Source organism: Klebsiella sp. RHBSTW-00484 (assembly GCF_013705725.1).
Taxonomy (GTDB): Bacteria; Pseudomonadota; Gammaproteobacteria; order Enterobacterales; family Enterobacteriaceae; genus Klebsiella.
On the sequence record NZ_CP055481.1, the window covers coordinates 5,087,277 to 5,106,544 of the forward strand.

The 19,268-nt window shown below is 50.5% G+C and carries 18 protein-coding genes; 6 read left to right on the forward strand and 12 right to left on the reverse strand.

The window, feature by feature from the left end; translation table 11 throughout:
• Positions 1-3: 3 nt before the first annotated feature.
• Together HV213_RS23940 and HV213_RS23945 are read right to left on the reverse strand one after the other, a co-directional pair.
• A complete protein-coding gene (locus tag HV213_RS23940; protein WP_181483586.1) occupies positions 4-381 on the reverse strand; it encodes a hypothetical protein in 378 nt (125 codons plus the stop codon).
• A 425-nt stretch (positions 382-806) separates the two neighbouring features.
• Positions 807-2,393 carry a recombinase family protein gene (locus HV213_RS23945; protein WP_249415942.1) on the reverse strand — a complete coding sequence of 529 codons (1,587 nt, stop codon included), beginning with the start codon at positions 2,391-2,393 and terminating at the stop codon, positions 807-809.
• Between the two features lie 121 nt (positions 2,394-2,514).
• Between HV213_RS23945 and ppdD the strand changes: the two genes are divergently transcribed.
• The 3 genes from ppdD to hofC are packed head-to-tail and all read left to right on the forward strand — an operon-like array spanning position 2,515 to position 5,501.
• On the forward strand, positions 2,515-2,910 hold the full coding sequence (gene ppdD, locus HV213_RS23950; protein ID WP_181483588.1) for a prepilin peptidase-dependent pilin: 396 nt from the start codon (positions 2,515-2,517) through the stop codon (positions 2,908-2,910).
• Positions 2,911-2,920: 10 nt separating this feature from the next.
• The gene (gene gspE, locus HV213_RS23955; protein WP_181483589.1) at positions 2,921-4,306 is read left to right on the forward strand and encodes a type II secretion system protein GspE; all 1,386 of its coding nucleotides are present in this window, start codon (positions 2,921-2,923) and stop codon (positions 4,304-4,306) included.
• The gene (gene hofC, locus HV213_RS23960; RefSeq protein ID WP_181483590.1) at positions 4,296-5,501 is read left to right on the forward strand and encodes a protein transport protein HofC; all 1,206 of its coding nucleotides are present in this window, start codon (positions 4,296-4,298) and stop codon (positions 5,499-5,501) included. Before gspE ends, hofC begins: the two co-directional genes overlap by 11 nt.
• 30 nt (positions 5,502-5,531) lie before the next feature.
• On the opposite strand, the gene HV213_RS23965 is transcribed toward hofC, so the two are convergent.
• Entirely contained in the window at positions 5,532-6,575 is a 1,044-nt protein-coding gene (locus HV213_RS23965) for a GMP reductase (protein WP_112215517.1), read from the reverse strand.
• 347 nt (positions 6,576-6,922) lie between these two features.
• Here HV213_RS23965 and coaE point away from each other — a divergent pair, with 347 nt between their 5' ends.
• Genes coaE through yacG form a run of 3 tightly spaced genes read left to right on the forward strand, consistent with a single transcriptional unit; the run spans position 6,923 to position 8,490 of the window.
• Complete coding sequence (gene coaE, locus HV213_RS23970; RefSeq protein ID WP_181483591.1) at positions 6,923-7,543, forward strand: dephospho-CoA kinase; 621 nt, start codon at positions 6,923-6,925, stop codon at positions 7,541-7,543.
• Complete coding sequence (gene zapD / locus HV213_RS23975; protein ID WP_181483592.1) at positions 7,543-8,286, forward strand: cell division protein ZapD; 744 nt, start codon at positions 7,543-7,545, stop codon at positions 8,284-8,286. The genes coaE and zapD overlap by 1 nt, the downstream gene beginning before the upstream one ends.
• Before the next feature lie 9 nt (positions 8,287-8,295).
• A complete protein-coding gene (yacG, locus tag HV213_RS23980) occupies positions 8,296-8,490 on the forward strand; it encodes a DNA gyrase inhibitor YacG (RefSeq protein ID WP_181483593.1) in 195 nt (64 codons plus the stop codon).
• Between the two features lie 65 nt (positions 8,491-8,555).
• Here yacG and mutT read toward each other — a convergent pair whose 3' ends face one another.
• From mutT to murC, 9 genes are all read right to left on the reverse strand, one after another.
• Positions 8,556-8,948, reverse strand: a complete 393-nt coding sequence (gene mutT, locus HV213_RS23985) for an 8-oxo-dGTP diphosphatase MutT (protein WP_181483594.1) — start codon at positions 8,946-8,948, stop codon at positions 8,556-8,558.
• 60 nt (positions 8,949-9,008) lie between these two features.
• Positions 9,009-11,714 carry a preprotein translocase subunit SecA gene (secA, locus tag HV213_RS23990; protein ID WP_181483595.1) on the reverse strand — a complete coding sequence of 902 codons (2,706 nt, stop codon included), beginning with the start codon at positions 11,712-11,714 and terminating at the stop codon, positions 9,009-9,011.
• Positions 11,715-11,775: 61 nt separating this feature from the next.
• On the reverse strand, positions 11,776-12,285 hold the full coding sequence (gene secM / locus HV213_RS23995; protein ID WP_167492826.1) for a secA translation cis-regulator SecM: 510 nt from the start codon (positions 12,283-12,285) through the stop codon (positions 11,776-11,778).
• Positions 12,286-12,537: 252 nt separating this feature from the next.
• The gene (gene lpxC / locus HV213_RS24000) at positions 12,538-13,455 is read right to left on the reverse strand and encodes a UDP-3-O-acyl-N-acetylglucosamine deacetylase (protein WP_110272551.1); all 918 of its coding nucleotides are present in this window, start codon (positions 13,453-13,455) and stop codon (positions 12,538-12,540) included.
• 100 nt (positions 13,456-13,555) lie between these two features.
• A complete protein-coding gene (gene ftsZ / locus HV213_RS24005; protein WP_110272552.1) occupies positions 13,556-14,707 on the reverse strand; it encodes a cell division protein FtsZ in 1,152 nt (383 codons plus the stop codon).
• Positions 14,708-14,769: 62 nt separating this feature from the next.
• Positions 14,770-16,026 (reverse strand): cell division protein FtsA, encoded by a 1,257-nt coding sequence (ftsA, locus tag HV213_RS24010; protein WP_004098594.1) that lies wholly within the window; start codon positions 16,024-16,026, stop codon positions 14,770-14,772.
• Positions 16,023-16,856 carry a cell division protein FtsQ gene (ftsQ, locus tag HV213_RS24015; RefSeq protein WP_142512308.1) on the reverse strand — a complete coding sequence of 278 codons (834 nt, stop codon included), beginning with the start codon at positions 16,854-16,856 and terminating at the stop codon, positions 16,023-16,025. The genes ftsA and ftsQ overlap by 4 nt, the downstream gene beginning before the upstream one ends.
• Before the next feature lies 1 nt (position 16,857).
• Positions 16,858-17,778, reverse strand: coding sequence for a D-alanine--D-alanine ligase (locus HV213_RS24020; protein ID WP_181483596.1), 921 nt, complete (start codon positions 17,776-17,778; stop codon positions 16,858-16,860).
• Positions 17,771-19,246 carry a UDP-N-acetylmuramate--L-alanine ligase gene (gene murC, locus HV213_RS24025; RefSeq protein ID WP_181483597.1) on the reverse strand — a complete coding sequence of 492 codons (1,476 nt, stop codon included), beginning with the start codon at positions 19,244-19,246 and terminating at the stop codon, positions 17,771-17,773. The genes HV213_RS24020 and murC overlap by 8 nt, the downstream gene beginning before the upstream one ends.
• Between the last annotated feature and the right edge of the window lie 22 nt (positions 19,247-19,268).

A 19,268-nucleotide genomic window follows, 5' to 3' on the forward strand; every position in this document is an offset into this window, starting at 1 on the left:
TTGTTATGAATGTTTAGGTGTTGCGAGTACTTCAAGGTTGTGCACATCGACAATAGACAGAAGCTGCTTCACTGATTCGTATGCCAAGGGAAGTTTCATTACCAATGTTGAGTACATAATGAACTTCACTTCGTTATCTTCTATATCGACTTCTGTTATATTGCCATGATCAATATTTAGACCACGATAACAAATCTCGTCGCCCTTCAGATAGATTGTGTGAATCCTCTCATCACCTTGATACCGATCCAAAACCTGAATGTAGGCTTTAGCTTCGGTCTTCTTACGTTGGATAGTGACATCGAACCCTGCTAGCTCATTGAATAACCGATTGATTTCACTAACAATTGCTGCTGATACCTTACTATTTTTCTTTGACATTTTTTTACCCCTCTAAATTAAAATTCATCTCATGATTTACCTCCTACGGCTGATGTTTTGTTCGAATGACTATATGTTAACGGGAAAAATTGGCTCGATCAAGGAATAGTAATAATCATTTCATTCATAATAACTTTATATATGGTAGTCGAAAGTATCTAAGATTTTTCAGTATCTCCGTACTTTATTGCTAGTACAATCATATAAGATTTCAATAGTATTCCTGTACATCAATATACATTGCATTGATTTATGATTTTGAGAGTATCTTAGCGTTTAATATGTAAGGACATGATGTAAGGATGTGTGATTTTTTCCTTTTAAATCATAATGTAACACATACCATGCCGCTCAGAACTATAAGGTAAGGTGTGATCTTATACAACAAGCTTCGCAGCGTCAGTTCTACGAAGCTAAAATGCTCACTACTGAATGTGCTCTTGTAGCACTTTCAGTGCTTCATCTTCCTTAATAACGTTTTCATTGAGAGAATACTGCCGATTGGTTGTGCTGTATGTAACAATCCCACTGTTTGTTTGTATTACTATATGATCTTCTTCAACGTACAGATTACCTTGTAGAACACCTGTTTTTGGATTTATGTTAATCCATTGATAATCCTTACATGCGTAATAATCTATAGACAAAAGTATAAGTTCATTACTTCTGAATACACTGATTGATTTAATAACTTTACGTAAGCGACTATTGAACTCCTGACGAATAGAAACATTATTAACATCTTTTAAATCTAAATTAATACTCTCAACAATTTTTTCAAACTCATACACAACATTACCAGCAGCCTTGATTTCGTCAATCCTACCTTCAATCTCACGAATTTTACCTTCAATATTTTTAAGGATTCTATAATCTCGATCACTTGGTATATCAACACTATCAACTATATGCTGTACTTCAGCACAGTAATTGTTGTGGTAAATGAGTTCATCTTGTAAGTTATGTAATTCTAAGTTGTGTTCATCTTCTTTTAAATCTTGTATTTCAAAATGACGTAAATGCTCGATTAAAGCATTCTCAATAATTTCATATTTAAATCCTCTAGCATGACACCTGTTATTCCCTGCGGTCGCATAAGAACAACGACCAAAGCGTTTATCTTTATCTACTTGTAGCAAGATGTGAGCCGTATTACAATGACCACACATAAGCAACCCAGAGAATAAATTATTAGCTCGCCTGTTAATTTTTTTACTTCGACCAGGACTTTTCAATTTTTGCTGTACAGAATTGAAATCCATTTCGGAGATTATAGCTGGATATATTACCAGCCCATCAAAATTCTTTCGCAAATCAGATTGTGTTCGATGTTTTCCTGTCACACGAACATCATTCAAAACACGGTGAACGTTCCAACTACCCCACGTCTTCCCATTATAAAGCCATTGACGACTATTCAATTCATCGCGGATATATGCCTGACCAAAACCTTTAATATATAAATCGAATATTAATCGAATTGATTTCGTATGTTCTATAACTTCAAGGTACTTATTATCTTCAACATATAACCAACTTGGACAACGGGCCGTCAGTACTGCTTCTTTTCTAACTACTTTATCAAACCTTTTGTCCCAATTTTTAAGGGAAAGCTTCTGTTTCCGTAATGATTCACGATGGCTACGGATCAAACCTGAGCTTATGAGGTTTAAATCCGAATTATTGTGATGCACTATCCCGTTTTCTGCCTCATGGATATTACAGCCAGCCTCGATCAACTGTAAAAATGACAAAGCTGCCGTTTGCGGGTTGGTTCGGCTAAACCTATCAATATTCTCAATACATAAAACCGCATTTTTGATCTTTCCAGCTTTAACATCCTCGATAAACGCTAGCAGTACTGAACCCTTAGCAAGATTTGCTCCTGAAAATCCAGACACTCCCTCTGCATTTAGGAAAACAACCGATTCACTACTCAATCCATATCCGAGGCCATCACTATCGGAGTATTCATCAACATAGTCCATCAACATTCCCTGCTGGCGGGACATGCCATAACCCCCCTTTTCGGTGGTCTGATGCCCTGAAGATACCCTACAGTAGCAATAGGCCATTTTAGTTCTCATATGTTGCTATTCCGTATTAAACCATAACTATATTTTAGCATAACTCATGGTGGTCATTGGGATCATCGCAATTCTCAGCGCTATCGGCATTCCTGCTTACCAGAACTACCTGCGAAAAGCGGCTCTCACCGACATGCTGCAAACCTTTGTACCTTTTCGCACCGCCATTGAGCTTTGCGCGCTAGAGCACGGAGGATTAACAACCTGTGATGGCGGCAGCAATGGCATCCCCTCACCCGCCACCACGCGTTACGTCTCGGCAATGAGCATCGCCACCGGCGTTGTCACGCTCACCGGCCAGGAAAGCCTCAATGGCTTAAGCGTCACGATGACACCAAGCTGGGATAACGCTAACGGCATCACCGGCTGGCAGCGCGTTTGCAGCATTACCGGCGACAGCGCGCTTAAGCAAGCCTGCGAAGACGTATTCCGTTTTAACTGAGGGTGAGGCAATGAAAACTGAACAATTGATACCTCTGTGCCAGCGCTACCGGGCATTACTGCTCAATAGCGATGCACACACTATTGCCATCGCCGTTGTTGATGCGCCAGCACCAGAGCTTATGGAAGCACTACGCTTCGCGACCCAGAAACGAATCGACATTGAGTGCTGGAGTCAGGACCGGATGGACAAACGGCTACAGACACCAGGGATAGCGGTAGCCCCAATGCATAATGAAGCCTCGGCAAGCGTAGTTGAACAGGTTAATCACATCCTGGAGCAAGCCCTACGTCAACGCGCGTCCGATATTCATATCGAACCCGGCGAAAACCACCTGAGAATTCGCCTGCGGGTAGACGGCGTGCTGCACCCGCTTTCGCCTCTGGCCCCGGAGCTTGCCGCACCGATTACGGCCCGGCTGAAAGTGTTGAGTAATCTGGATATCGCCGAGCACCGCTTACCGCAGGACGGTCAGTTTACTCTTACGCTTGCAGAAAGACCGGTCTCTTTTCGTATCGCCACGCTTCCCTGCCGCGGCGGAGAGAAAATCGTTCTGCGTTTATTACACCAGGTCGAACAAGCTCTGGATCTCGAAGCGCTGGGGCTCTCCTCTCAACAGCTTGCTGACTTTCGCTCGGCGCTTAACCAACCGCAGGGTCTGCTGTTGGTCACAGGCCCAACGGGAAGCGGAAAAACCGTCACCTTATATAGCGCGCTGCAGGCGAGAAATCGCGATGAGGTCAACATCTGTAGCGTGGAAGATCCGCTGGAGATTCCGATTGTGGGGATGAATCAGACGCAGATTAATCCCCGTGCCGGGCTAACCTTCCATAGCGTACTGCGCGCCCTGCTGCGTCAGGACCCCGACATCGTAATGGTGGGCGAAATACGCGATGCGGAAACGGCTGAAATTGCGATAAAAGCGGCGCAAACCGGACACCTGGTCCTCTCTACCTTACACACCAATTCGACCAGCGAAACCCTGGTGCGCCTGCAGCAAATGGGTGTCGCTCGCTGGATGATCTCATCAGCACTCTCGCTGGTTGTTGCTCAACGCCTTGTGCGCAGATTGTGCCCACACTGTCGCCGGGAAACCGGCAGCTCGGCCGATGTCCCGCATAGCCTGTGGCCACGAGCGCTTCCTCGCTGGCAGGCTCCAGGCTGCCAGCACTGTTATCACGGCTACTACGGGCGACTGGCGCTATTTGAGCTTTTACCCGTTAACACCGCGCTACGGCAAGCCATAACTCAGGAGCTTAGCGCTACCGAAATCGAATCCCTGGCGCGAGAAGCGGGAATGATGACGCTGTTTGAGAGCGGCTGTCTGGCCGTGGAACGAGGACTGACCAGCCTCGAAGAGGTGGTTCGCGTTCTGGGGATCCCACATGGCGACTAAGCGGCTGTGGCGCTGGCGTGGTATCGATGTTCAGGGCGTCCCCTGTCAGGGCACGCTTTGGAAAGAGAATCGCCCGCTGGCATTGCAGATGTTGCAGCAGGAGCGAATCATCCCACTGACGCTGCGCCGCTGTAGCGTGCAAAATTCACTGTGGCATCCACGCCACAGCGGTGAAATCATCCGCCAGCTAGCCGCGCTACTGCAAGCTGGCCTCCCACTGGCGGAGGGGCTGGAACTGCTGGCGCAACAGCAACCCAATGCACAATGGCAGGCCCTGCTGCAAACGCTGGCTGATGACCTGGCGCAAGGCATTTCGCTTTCGGCTGCCCTGGAGAAATGGCCTGAAGTATTTCCCCCACTCTATTTGGCCATGATCCGTACCGGTGAGCTCACCGGCAAGCTGGAACTTTGCTGCACACAGTTAGCCCTTCAGCAGCGAGAACAGCTTCTTCTTAGCGAGAAAGTGAAAAAAGCGCTGCGCTATCCGATTATTATTTTATTCCTGGCGCTGCTGGTGGTCATGGGGATGCTGTGCTTCGTCTTACCGGAGTTCGCCGCTATCTATCAAACCTTCAATACTCCGCTACCATTACTGACCCGAGCGGTGATGAGCGTCGGCGATGGGCTAACTCACTATTGGCCTGTTCTGGCTGTACTGGTCATTTTACCTGCAATTATTAATCGGTTGATTCGCCAGAGACTGGGCTGGTTGCTGCATCGCCAAAAGCTACTCCACGCGCTGCCAGTATTTGGTAAATTGCTGAGTGGGCAACGGCTTAGCCAGATTTTCACCGTACTTGCGTTAACGCAAAGCGCGGGTATCAGCTTCTTACAGGGCCTGCAAAGCGTGGAGGAAACCCTAAGCTGCCCGTTATGGCGACAAAGGCTCCAGCAGGTCGGTCTGCAAATTACCCATGGTGAACCCATCTGGCAGGCGCTGACTCATAGCGGAGGTTTTACACCGCTCTGTCTACAACTCATTCGTACCGGTGAAGCTTCAGGTTCGTTGGATACTATGCTGGAGAATCTGGCTCGCCATCATAGTGAGCAAACGCATCAGCAGGCAGATAACCTGGCAACCTTACTTGAACCTATAATGCTGGTGATAACTGGAGCGATTGTCGGAGTGCTGGTTGTGGCAATGTACTTACCCATTTTTCATCTGGGTGATGCCATTAGCGGGATGGGCGGATAAACGCTGGCGCGAATGCGCCAGCGAGAGGCATTACAGGCTATTGAACACGCGGTTCTCTTGTTCCTGTACGCGAATAAAGGTAGTACGCTTGGTCAGTTCCTTCAGACGTGAAGCACCCACATAGGTACACGCTGAACGCAGGCCGCCGAGGATATCACGCGCGGTATTTTCAACCGGACCGCGCAGAGGCAGCTTAACAGTTTTACCTTCTGCTGCACGATACTGAGCGACACCGCCAACGTGACGGGTCATTGCTGATTCAGAGCTCATACCGTAAAACAGCATGAATTTTTCACCATTTTCTTCAACTACGGTACCGCCGCTCTCTTCGTGACCTGCCAGCATACCGCCCAGCATCACGAAATCAGCACCACCGCCGAATGCCTTAGCCACATCGCCAGGCATGGTACAGCCACCATCACTAATGATCTGCCCGCCCAGGCCATGTGCCGCATCGGCACATTCGATAACAGCGGAAAGCTGAGGGTAGCCCACGCCGGTTTTCACACGGGTAGTACATACAGAGCCCGGACCGATACCGACTTTCACAATATCAGCGCCAGAAAGAACCAATTCTTCACACATTTCACCGGTAACAACGTTACCCGCAATAATGGTTTTTTGCGGCCAGGCTTCGCGGGCTTTGGCAACAAACTGCACAAAGTGTTCGGAATAACCATTTGCGACGTCAATACACACGAAGCTAAGCTGCGGATTCTGGGTCAGGATCTGTTGAGTTTTTTCAAAGTCTGCATTGGAAGTGCCAGTAGAGACCATGACGTGTTTCACTATATCTGCGGATTCGCCCTGTACAAACGCCTGCCACTGCTCAACGCTGTAATGCTTATGGACTGCAGTCAGAACGCCAAAGGAGGCCAGAGCTTTAGCCATAGCAAAGGTGCCGACAGTATCCATATTGGCCGCAATGATTGGCACACCGGACCAGGTCTGGCCAGAGTGTTTGAAGGTGAATTCACGTTCCAGCTGTACATCAGAACGGCTTTTGAGGGTAGAACGTTTCGGGCGGATAAGAACGTCTTTAAAACCAAGCTTCAAATCTTCTTCAATACGCATGTGCGAATTCCTGGGGTTAATTGCATTATTGTGAGAGCACAACTCCAGTGACGTTATCATACGCACGAATCATGACCGCGCAAGACTGCGATTTTCACTTTTTTTACGCTACAATCGTATAAATTTACCTGGTGAATAGCCAAAAGTGATTTTGCAACACTCAATCACCAACGTATCATTTTTAACCAATTGATTTACATGTACAAAAAAACCAGAATGCGTTGTGAAAGCAATTTATCGGCTTGACAACCAACCGATAAAAACCGCCCCCACAGTGTAGTCTCGCCGTGAATAGCGGACTGTCTCAAAGAAAAATGTGCATGTTGTCAGTTTCAGGATTGAAGCCTATGAAGTACACGGTAGCGTTAACGGGCGGCATCGGCAGTGGTAAAAGTACCGTAGCCGATGCATTTGCACATCTTGGAGTTAACGTTATCGATGCCGATGTTATCGCGCGTCAGGTTGTAGAACCCGGAACCCCGGCGCTTGATGCTATCGCTGAACGCTTCGGCCAGCAGATACTCAACGAAGACGGAACGCTGAACCGTCGCGCTCTGCGTGAACACATCTTTGCTCATGCTATGGATAAAAACTGGCTTAACGCGCTGTTGCACCCCAAAATTCAGCAGGAAACGCGTCGACAGATGCAGCTTGCAACCTCGTCTTATATTCTCTGGGTTGTACCATTACTGGTCGAAAATCGTTTGTCCGCCAAAGCCGATCGCGTACTGGTTGTCGATGTGCCAAAAGAGACACAAATAGAGCGCACGATGCTCCGCGATCGGGTCAGCCGCCAACATGCGGAACATATTCTCGCCGCTCAGGCCACGCGCGAGCAGCGTCTTGCCGTTGCGGATGATGTTATTGAAAATATGGGTCCACCTGCGGCTATTGCAGCAGATGTCGCCCGCCTGCATAAAAAGTATCAAACGCTGGCATTGCAGGCCGCCTCACAGGAAAAAACGTAATGCATACCCCTGTTCTATTTGAACATCCGCTCAATGAAAAAATGCGCACCTGGCTGCGTATTGAGTTTTTGCTTCAGCAGCTATCCGTACACCCAATTATCACCAGCCATGCGGATGCACTTCATTTTTTCCGTAATATCGGCGATCTCTTAGATGTCCTTGAACGTGGCGAAGTCCGTACCGATCTGATGAAAGAACTGGAACGCCAACAGCGGAAATTACAATCCTGGGCAGAAGTCCCTGGTGTCGATCAGGAACGTATCAATACGCTGCGCCAGCAGTTGAAGCAGTTATCCAGCATGCTGATCTCAGCCCCTCGCATTGGTCAATTTCTGCGCGAAGATCGTCTGGTCGGACTGGTACGCCAACGCTTAAGTATCCCCGGCGGTTGCTGCAGCTTTGATCTCCCAACGCTACATATCTGGTTGCATATGCCCCAGGAATATCGCGATGAACAGGTTAGCAAGTGGCTGTCCAGCCTCGACCCTCTGTCACAATCGCTGGTGCTCATTCTCGATCTGATCCGCAACTCAGCCGCCTTTCGCAAGCAGACCAGCCTGAACGGTTTTTATCAGGATAACGGCGAGGATGCCGATCTGTTACGCCTGCGTTTGGATCTTGCCAGCCAGCTGTACCCGCAAATATCCGGTCATAAGAGCCGTTTTGCTATCCGCTTTTTGCCGCTGGACAGCGAGCATGGCATCGTGCCAGAGCGTTTTGATTTTGAACTGGCCTGTTGTTAAGGAGAAAATATGTCAGAAGAGATAACCGTCAATTGCCCAACCTGCAGCAAAACTGTGGTCTGGAATGAACAGAGCCCGTATCGCCCTTTTTGCTCCAAGCGCTGCCAGCTTATTGATTTAGGCGAATGGGCAGCAGAAGAAAAACGCATCCCAAGCAGTAGCGATCTATCAGACAGCGATGGCTGGAGCGAAGAGAAAGAGTAAGTCGTCTGGTTTTTTCTTAAGGCGGGCAAGCATAGCGCTCCCGCCATAATTTACCGAATAATGGCTCATGAGTTTTGAACTAATTTTGCAATCACAGGCTCATTTGCGGGAGGGAAATCCTCAGCATTCAGCGCATTCTGCGCCATCCAACGGCCAGGTTGCCCCTCTTTCCCCCACGGTTCACCTTCCCAGACATCTACCAGCCAGAACCACAGCGTGATATGGCGGTCAGGAAACTGATATTCCAGCTTATCGAACAGGCGGCACGATTTAACCGTAATGCCCACTTCTTCCTGCAATTCACGAACTAATGCCTGCTCCGACGACTCACCCTCTTCAATTTTTCCACCGGGAAATTCAAGTTTATTCGCCATATGCGCATCAGCAGACCGCTGGGTTATAAAAATCTCGCCTTGCGGATTGCGGATGATACCGACTGAGATTTGCAGTTTCTTCATTGTATTCATTCCATAAAAAAGGCGCAGATATCTGCGCCTTTATGTTTAATGTTGTAGAGCTTAGCTCAGGCGACCGTGGCACTGCTTGAATTTTTTCCCAGAACCGCATGGGCAAGGATCGTTACGGCCCACTTTGCGATCGCCTGTTTGCTCCGCCAGTGCGGCAGCGGCGGCGGTGTCATCATCCTGATGACTAAGCTGCTGCATCTGCGCGAGACGTTCAGCCTCTTCACGACGCTGCTGCTCCATCGCCTCAACCTCTTCCGGCATCCGCACCTGGACCTTGCTCAACGTGCTAATCACTTCATATTTCAGCGATTCCAGCATAGAAGCGAACATTGAGAAGGATTCACGCTTATATTCCTGCTTCGGATCTTTCTGCGCATAGCCGCGCAGGTGGATACCCTGACGCAGGTAGTCCATTGCCGCCAGATGCTCTTTCCAAAGGGAGTCCAGAGTCTGCAGCATGACGCCTTTCTCGAAGTGACGCATCATCTCAGCGCCAACAACCTCTTCCTTACGCTGATAAGTTTCGATAGCGCTCTGCAGAATACGCTCGCGCAGGGTTTCTTCATGCAGCTCCGGCTCTTTATCCAGCCACTCTTTGATTGGCATGTCGAGATCGAAGTCGTTTTTCAGACGTTCCTGCAAGCCTTCAACATCCCACATTTCCTCCAGAGACTGCGGCGGAATGTGCGCATCAATAGTCACTTTGAAAACGTCTTCGCGGATACTGTTAATCGTTTCGCTCACATCAGACACATCCAACAGCTCGTTACGCTGGCTGTAGATTGCGCGACGCTGGTCGTTAGCAACATCATCATATTCCAGCAGTTGCTTACGAATATCAAAGTTGCGGCTTTCCACTTTACGCTGAGCATTGGCAATCGCCTTGGTCACCCAAGGGTGCTCAATCGCTTCGCCAGGCTTCATGCCCAATTTACGCATCATGCCCGACACACGGTCAGAGGCAAAAATACGCATCAGCGCATCTTCCATCGACAGATAGAAACGGGAAGAACCGGCATCCCCTTGACGACCTGAACGGCCACGGAGCTGGTTATCAATACGGCGAGATTCGTGACGCTCGGTACCAATGATATGCAGGCCGCCTGCAGCCAATACGGCTTCGTGGCGAACCTGCCAGTCAGCTTTGATCTGAGCAATCTGCTCCGGCGTCGGATCCTCCAGCTCTGCAACTTCAGCCTGCCAGCTACCACCCAGCACAATATCGGTCCCACGGCCCGCCATGTTGGTTGCGATAGTTACGGTTGAGGGATAGCCTGCCTGAGCAACGATATCGGCCTCACTGGCGTGGAACTTAGCGTTCAGGACGTTGTGTTTGATACCGGCTTTAGTTAATTCGTTAGAGACCACTTCCGATTTTTCAATGGAAATAGTCCCCACCAGGACCGGCTGACCCGCAGCGGTACGCTCTTTGATATCTTCAATAATGGCCTGAATTTTTTCCGCTTCGGTCATATAGACCAGGTCCGCCATATCTTTACGAATCATCGGGCGGTTGGTCGGAACCACAACGGTATCCAGTTTGTAGATCGAGCTAAATTCAAAGGCTTCGGTATCGGCAGTACCGGTCATCCCCGCCAGTTTCTCGTACAGACGGAAATAGTTCTGGAAGGTGATCGAGGCCAGCGTCTGGTTTTCGTTCTGGATATCAACGCCTTCTTTCGCTTCAACAGCCTGGTGCAGGCCATCTGACCAGCGACGACCTTGCATAGTACGACCGGTATGTTCGTCGACGATGATAACTTCGCCATCTTTAACGATGTAGTCAACGTCACGCGTGAACAGCACATGAGCACGCAGCGCGGCGGTAACGTGATGCATCAGCATGATGTTAGTCGGTGAGTAAAGAGACTCACCTTCATCCATGATGCCTTCGTTAACCAGCAGCTCTTCAATCAACACCAGACCGCGTTCAGTCAGGTTAACCTGACGCGCTTTCTCATCGACAGAGAAGTGACCTTCACCGGTAAAGGTCTCAGAATCTTCTTTCTCCTGACGCACCAGATGCGGGATGATTTTGTTCACTTTCTTATACATTTCGGAGCTGTCTTCAGCCGGGCCAGAAATGATAAGTGGGGTACGCGCCTCATCAATCAGGATGGAGTCCACCTCATCCACCAGCGCATAGTGCAGTTTGCGCTGTACGCGTTCTTCAGGACTAAACGCCATGTTGTCGCGCAGATAGTCAAAACCATATTCATTGTTAGTACCGTAGGTAATATCTGCACCGTATGCTTCGCGCTTGGCCGGAGCTGGCAGGCCAGACATGTTGATACCCACGCTCATCCCGAGGAACTCAAACAGCGGGCGGTTGTTTTCCGCATCACGTTGCGCCAGGTAATCGTTGACGGTAACCACGTGTACACCTTTACCAGTCAGTGCATTAAGATATGCTGGCAGGGTTGCGGTCAGGGTTTTACCTTCACCAGTACGCATCTCCGCGATGCAGCGCTCATTAAGCACCATCCCGCCCAGCAGCTGGACATCAAAGTGGCGCATACCAAAAACACGCTTACTGGCTTCGCGTACCACCGCGAAGGCTTCGGGAATCAAACTCTCCAGGCTTTCGCCTTTTTCCAGACGCGCACGGAACTCGACGGTTTTAGCCTTCAGCTCATCATCAGAAAGTTTTTCCATGGACGGTTCCATGGCATTGATGACGTTGACGGCTTTGCGCATACGACGCAGTGTACGGTCATTACGGCTACCGAATACTTTAGTTAATAATTTGATTAGCATAATAAAATCTCAAACGCCCCGCGATGCGGAGTCACAAAAAATAGAAAGGTTCGTTTTTGTTTCAGCTGAGACGTTGAGGCCCGGCGCGGATACCCGTTACCTGGCTAATCCAGGTACAGACACGAAATGCACAATGAGACCAGGACGGGTTATATGCCACCTGGCGGACAATGGCTGGCGGTTTGCTCTCCTGCGTCAGCAGCGCGCTGAGCGTGTCGAGCAGGGCCAGATGTTGTGCCTGAAGCGGCGAAGATTCTTCGGCTACCGGCAACACCTGCGGTGCCATCGCAAATGACAGGTGACGAATGACCGTGCGAATAGCGTGCTGATGCCAGTAATCAACCGTGAAATTGGGGCGACGATTGGAGGATTCCAGCAGTGCCAGCTGAGAGAAGTTAACTTTAGCCGGGTTATGGTTGCTGGATGTCGTTTTTGCAGGTGATGCGGTTTCATGCTCATGAGCATTACTGAGCGCAGGCAGGCCAAGGCTAGCCGCGACCATCCCCAACAGGAGATGCGGCCAAAAATACCGTCTGCCAAACTGTCGCCAGCGCGTCAGCAATCCACTCACTTACATTACCTTTATGTTGGTAGCAACCCTGAGAAATATTTTGCGCCCAAATATTAACATTAATACGCCATCACAGCAGCAGGAATGAAGGCTTACGCGGGGTAAAAACGTTTAAAAAAGGAGCGAACGCACGATAAATGCAGAAGAAAGATCGGAGCAGAATACAGGACTGGAAACTCAGAAAGAAAAACGACTGGCTCCCTGGCCGGAGAGAGTACCAGGTTACCAGTCGAATTTACTGCATGGTCAGGCTTATGCCATAACCAACGTCGGTGCACGGAATGCCAGCGGCATTTCTGCGTCGTCTTCGAAAGTCACATACTCCCAGGCTTCCTGTTTTGCCAGAACAGCCTGCAGTAGTTTGTTATTCAACGCGTGACCGGATTTGTACGCCGTGAAAGCACCGATGATATTGTGACCACACATAAACAGGTCACCAATCGCATCCAGCATTTTATGGCGGACAAACTCATCTTCAAAGCGCAGACCGTCTTCGTTTAGTACGCGATAATCGTCAACAACGATGGCACAATCGAAGCTGCCACCCAGGCACAGGCCACGGGACTGCAGATATTCGATATCACGCATGAAACCGAAGGTACGCGCGCGGCTAATTTGGCGCATAAAAGCATCAGCCGAGAAGTTCATTGCATAGCGCTGGCTGCTGGAATCAATCGCCGGATGGTTAAAATCAATGGTGAAGTCCAGTGAAAAACCATTATACGGTTTGAATTCAGCCCATTTATCGCCATCTTCAACGCGAACTGTCTCTTTGATACGTACAAATTTCTTAGCGCAGTTCAGTTCATCAATGCCGGCATCCAGCAACAGATAAACGAACGGAGCCGCACTACCGTCCATAATCGGGACTTCCGGGGCATCGACTTCAATAACAATGTTGTCGATACCTAAGCCAGCCAGTGCGGCATTGAGGTGTTCGACCGTCGATATCCGCACGTCATGCTCGTTGACCAGGCAAGTACAGAGCATGGTATCACGCACAGATTTGGCATCAGCCGGAAAATCAACCGGTGGATTCAAGTCGGTGCGACGATAGATGACCCCGGTATTTGCCGGCGCAGGGCGTAACGTCAGTGTGACCTTTTTGCCGGTATGCAAACCGACGCCAGTCGCCTGAACGATACGTTTAAGAGTCCTTTGTTTGATCATCGTATAATCTCGCCAAGTTACCTATCCAACCGAAGTGTACAATACATTCGGCAGGCCAGTTTAGCACAAAGAGCGCAGATGCCCAACTTCCAGCCAATTCTTAGTCGGCTTGCTTACGCAGGAACGCTGGAATATCCAGATAATCCGGCTCTTTTGCAGTTTGTGGCGTATTGTCGTTCACCACTTTAGCTGCCGGTTTCTGCTCTTGATTCAATGGAGACATACCGTGCTGCTGGTAGCGATCCATCACTGGCTGCTGAACCTGTTTGTTGGTTACCAGGGTAATTTCTGGACGTTTGTCCATACCGATACCGGTGGCCACAACGGTCACGCGCAGCTCGTCGTTCATATCCGGATCCAGAGAGGTACCGATAACCACGGTCGCGTTATCCGAAGCAAATGCACGAATAGTGTTACCTACAGTCTCGAACTCATCCAGACGCAGATCGAAGCCCGCGGTGATGTTGACCAGTACGCCGCGCGCGCCGGACAGATCGATATCTTCCAGCAGCGGGGAAGATATGGCCATTTCAGCCGCTTCTTCTGCACGGTCTTCACCGCTCGCCACACCGGAGCCCATCATCGCGTAGCCCATTTCAGACATCACGGTACGCACGTCTGCAAAGTCGACGTTCATCAGACCCGGACGGGTAATCAGTTCGGCGATCCCTTGCACCGCGCCTTTCAGCACGTCGTTTGCTGCGCCAAAAGCGTCAAGCAGCGAGATACCGCGACCCAGGACTTTCAGCAGCTTGTCGTTCGGGATAGTGATCAGCGAGTCTACGTGCTTGGACAGCTCAGTAATCCCCTGCTCAGCGAATGCCATGCGCTTCTTGCCTTCGAAATTGAAAGGCTTGGTCACGACGGCAACGGTCAGGATACCTAAATCTTTTGCTACTTCAGCGACAACAGGTGCCGCACCGGTTCCGGTACCGCCGCCCATACCGGCTGCGATAAATACCATGTCTGCGCCGTCAAGAGCAGCGCGCAGCGCTTCACGATCTTCATCCGCCGCATTACGGCCAACTTCCGGGTTTGCGCCTGCGCCCAGACCTTTGGTAATACCGCTACCGATCTGAATAGTCTGGCCAACCGCTGTTTTGCGCAGAGCCTGCGCGTCGGTGTTCACCGCAAAAAATTCAACACCCTCAATGCGCTCGCGCACCATGTGCTCAACGGCGTTACCGCCGCCGCCACCGACGCCGATGACTTTAATCACCGCGTCGTTGGTCAGTTCCATAGGTTCAAACATAATTTCTCTCTCCGTTGTGCCTGTCGCCTGAGAACGCTAATTTTCTGCGTTCTCTTAAAAAATTAAAACTCTTTTCGCAACCAACTGTTGAGCCGTTTGATCCACGACCCAACCGTTACGCGTTTTTCCACTTCGGCTTCACCACTGAGATGAGATTCCTTCCCGTAGTGCAGCAGCCCAACCGCCGTTGAGTAATACGGCTCCTGGGCATAATCCGTTAATCCGGTAATGTTCAGCGGCGCACCGATTCGTACCTGCGTATGGAACACTCGCTGTGCACAGGCGGCAAGACCTTCAATTTGCGCCGCGCCGCCGGTTAATACAATTCCTGCCGCCAGATGGTGCTTCACCCCTTGCTGGCGGAGCTGCTCCTGCAGTTGCAGGATCTCTTCGTTTACCAGGTTGAGCAATTCGGTATATCGCGGCTCAATAACCTCAGCCAGCGTCTGACGCTGCAGACTACGAGGTGGACGTCCACCCACGCTTGGCACTTCGACGTTCTCGTCTTTACCTACGATGGAACCTAGCGCGCAACCATGACGTACCTTAATGGCTTCAGCGTCGCTCGGCGGCGTACCGAAGGCGTAGGCGATATCGCTGGTCACTACGTTGCCCGCATACGGGATCACTTTGGTATGACGCAACGCGCCGCCGGTATAGACGGCAATATCCATTGTACCACCGCCGATATCCACCACGCAGACGCCCAGTTCACGTTCATCTTCTGTTAATACGGAATAGCTTGCGGCTAAACCGGCAAATATCAGTTGGTCGACTTTCAGACCACAACGTTCCACCGCTTTGACAATATTTTTCGCCATATCGTTATGGCAGGTAATCAAATGCACTTTCGCCTGCATGCGGACACCAGACAGTCCGACAGGGTTTTTAATCCCTTCCTGGTAGTCGATAGCATATTCTTGAGGGATAACGTGCAGAACACGATGCTCATCGCGCACGCGAACCGACTTCGCGGTATGCACTACGTTCTCGACGTCATCCTGCGTCACTTCCTCTTCAGAAATCGGCACCATACCAATTTCATTTTGACAGCTGATATGTTTGCCTGAAAGCGCCAGATAGACTGACGAGATCTGGCAATCGGCCATCAGTTCGGCCTGGTCAATGGCGCGCTGTACGCATTTCACCACGGATTCCAGGTCGTTCACTCCGCCTTTATCCATACCACGCGATGGGCAACTGCCCACGCCAATGATATTAATCATGCCGTCGGGCAGAACTTCCCCTACTAAAGCGGCAACCTTAGCGGTGCCGATCTCCAGTCCAACTACCAGTTTTCTGTCCGTCGCCTTGATCATTGTTGTTCTGCCTGTGCCTGATTCTGTTGTTGATTAGTTTCCTCTACGGGAACCGGTACCCAACCGACTGCCGCCCCCGAGTCATAACGCAAATCAACGTAGCTTATCCGTTTGCCGTCGGTCTGCGCCTGCTGCTGAAGAACCGGGTAGAGTTCCATAAAGCGCTGAAGCCGTTTCATGGTGTCGCCCCGACCAAGATTGAGCTTAATATCGTTATTAAGCGTCAACTGCCAGGAACGGCGCGCGGTCATTGCCGCCACTTTCAACGTGAATTTATCCTTTGCCAGCACCTGCCCCATGTCGCGGTATCCTTGAAGAACTTCGTTCTCGCTACCTTCCGGGCCGTATAACATTGGTAAATTCTGTTTACTGGTGCGATCTGACGGCACGCTGAAAGAATTCCCTTCCACGTCGACCATATGCTGATCATTCCAGCGCGCAATCGGCACATATTCAACCAGATGAATCTTCAATTCGTCCGGCCACTGCTTTCTAACGCTCGCCTGCTTAATCCACGGCAGACGCTCAATCTGGCTTTGAATAATGTTGACGTCCTGTGTCATGAAGGTACCCGGTGAACCTAACGCCAGAATCGCCTGACGGATATCATCATTACGCGTGTAGTGACGATCGCCGGTAACCACCATCTTTGACAGCGGTAAACGCTGTGCATCTTCCATCCAACCCAGAACCATCCATCCGCTGACCAGCACGGTACATAGCACCGCCAGCAGGAAGAAAATGCCTGCCAGGCGAGTTCCATTACTTCTACGCGAAGAAGATTCTTCCTCTTCTTCGTGGTTCCGCGTATTCAGCGCAGCCTGCGACATATCACCCCGCCAGGTCCAGAATTCGTACAACAAGCTGCGAGAAGCTCATCCCTGCCTGACGAGCCGCCATCGGCACCAGGCTATGGCTGGTCATGCCAGGAGATGTATTCGCTTCCAACAGATAAAACTGGCCATCGCTGTCCAGCATCACGTCAATTCGTCCCCAACCATTACAGCCAAGGGTATTCCAGGCTTTCAGCACCAGAGCCTGGATTTCTGACTCACGTACAGGATCTTCAAAACCAGGGCAGAAATATTGCGTCTCATCAGAGAGATACTTCGCCTCATAATCATAGAAGGTTCCTGCCGGCTGGATACATATCGACGGTAAAATTTCTTCACCAACGATTGCGACGGTAAATTCCGGCCCACTGAGCCATTTTTCGATCAGAACTTCATCATCATGCTGAAAAGCCAGCGCCAATGCATTTTGTAATGCGCAACTTTCGCTCACTTTCGACATGCCGACGCTTGAGCCTTCACGACTGGGCTTAATAATCAGCGGCAGCCCGAGGGCAGCAATCTGCTGCTCTATGTCAGCGGAAAGCCCTGCGTTAAACTGTTTACGCGTCAACGCAACCCATGGTGCAACGGGTAATCCTGCTCCCTGCCACAACAATTTGCTACGCAGCTTATCCATCGAGATAGCGGAAGCCATCACACCGCTGCCGGTATAAGGCAATCGAATCAGTTCAAGCAGCCCCTGCAACGTACCATCTTCACCACCACGGCCATGTAACGCAATAAACGCTTTCTGAAAACCCATGTTTTTCAACTGAGTAATATCAACATCGCGCGGATCTACCGGATGCGCGTCAACGCCAGCTTCACACAGGCCAGCGAGCACCGCTGAACCTGAATTGAGTGAGACTTCACGCTCCGCTGAGGTGCCGCCGAAGAGGACCGCGATTTTATCAGCCATGGCGCTCCTCCTGCATTTTTTGCGGTTGCAGTTTGATTTCAGCCAGGTGACGGGCGATTTTACCGATATTTCCCGCACCCTGTACCAGTATCAAGTCGTTACCAGTCAGTACGGAAGCCAGCATCTCCGCCGCCAGTGCCGGATCGGAAACCAAAATCGGATCAACCTTGCCACGCCCGCGAATCGTGCGGCATAGCGAACGGCTATCAGCCCCTGGAATAGCGGCCTCGCCAGCAGAGTAAACGTCAAGCATCAGCAGGGCATCAACCTGAGTCAGAACGTTGGCGAAATCGTCGTACAGATCGCGTGTACGAGTAAAACGGTGCGGCTGAAACAGCATGACCAGATTTTTATCCGGCCAGCCAGCCCGCGCGGCTTTAATCGTGGCATCAACTTCCGTCGGATGATGACCATAATCATCAATCAGCATGGCGGTACCGCTTTTGCCGTTCACTTCTGCTAATGGATATTCGCCAAGGAAATCAAAACGACGACCGGTACCCTGGAAGCTTTCCAGCGCATGCAGAATAGCATCATCTTCAATGCCCTCTTCCGTCGCCACCGCCACCGCCGCCGCTGCGTTTAGCGCGTTGTGGCGACCCGGCGCGTTGAGCGTCACCTGAATAACGTCTTTGTCCTGGCGAATCAGGCGGAAATGTCCCTGAGCACCAACCTGGCGATAATCCTCAATACGAACATCAGCATCATCACTAAATCCGTAGGTGGTTATCTGGCGGCCAACGCGCGGCAGCAGTTCACGGATAACCGGATCGTCCACGCACATCACCGCGCGCCCATAAAACGGCAGGTTATGCAGGAAGTTAATAAACGTCTGCTTCAGGTTTTCGAAGTCGCCATGATAGGTGTCCATGTGATCGGCTTCGATATTGGTCACCACGGCGACCATCGGCTGCAAGTGCAGGAACGAAGCATCGCTTTCGTCCGCTTCGGCAATCAGATAACGGCTATGTCCCAGGCGCGCATGAACACCCGCCGCTTTCACCAGCCCACCGTTCACGAAGGTTGGATCGAGACCCGCTTCAGCATAAATGCTGGAAACCATCGCTGTCGTCGTCGTTTTTCCGTGCGTCCCGGCGATAGCAATACCGTGGCGAAAGCGCATCAGCTCCGCCAGCATCTCCGCGCGACGAATAACCGGAATTCGTGCTTCATGGGCAGCGACAATCTCCGGGTTCTCCGCAGAGATCGCGCTGGAAACCACCACTACGCTCGCATCGCGAACGTTTTCAGGACGATGGTTGAAATAAATGGTGGCGCCAAGCTGAGTCAACTGCTGAGTCACCGGATTCGGCGCCAGGTCGGAGCCGCTAATCTGATAACCTTCGTTGGCCAGAACTTCGGCAATACCGCCCATGCCGGCACCGCCAATGCCAACAAAGTGAATGTGCCGGACGCGACGCATCTCGGGCACTATGGAACGCAGTTTTGCCAGATCTTGTGTATTCATTCTTTACGCCATCAACTTCTTT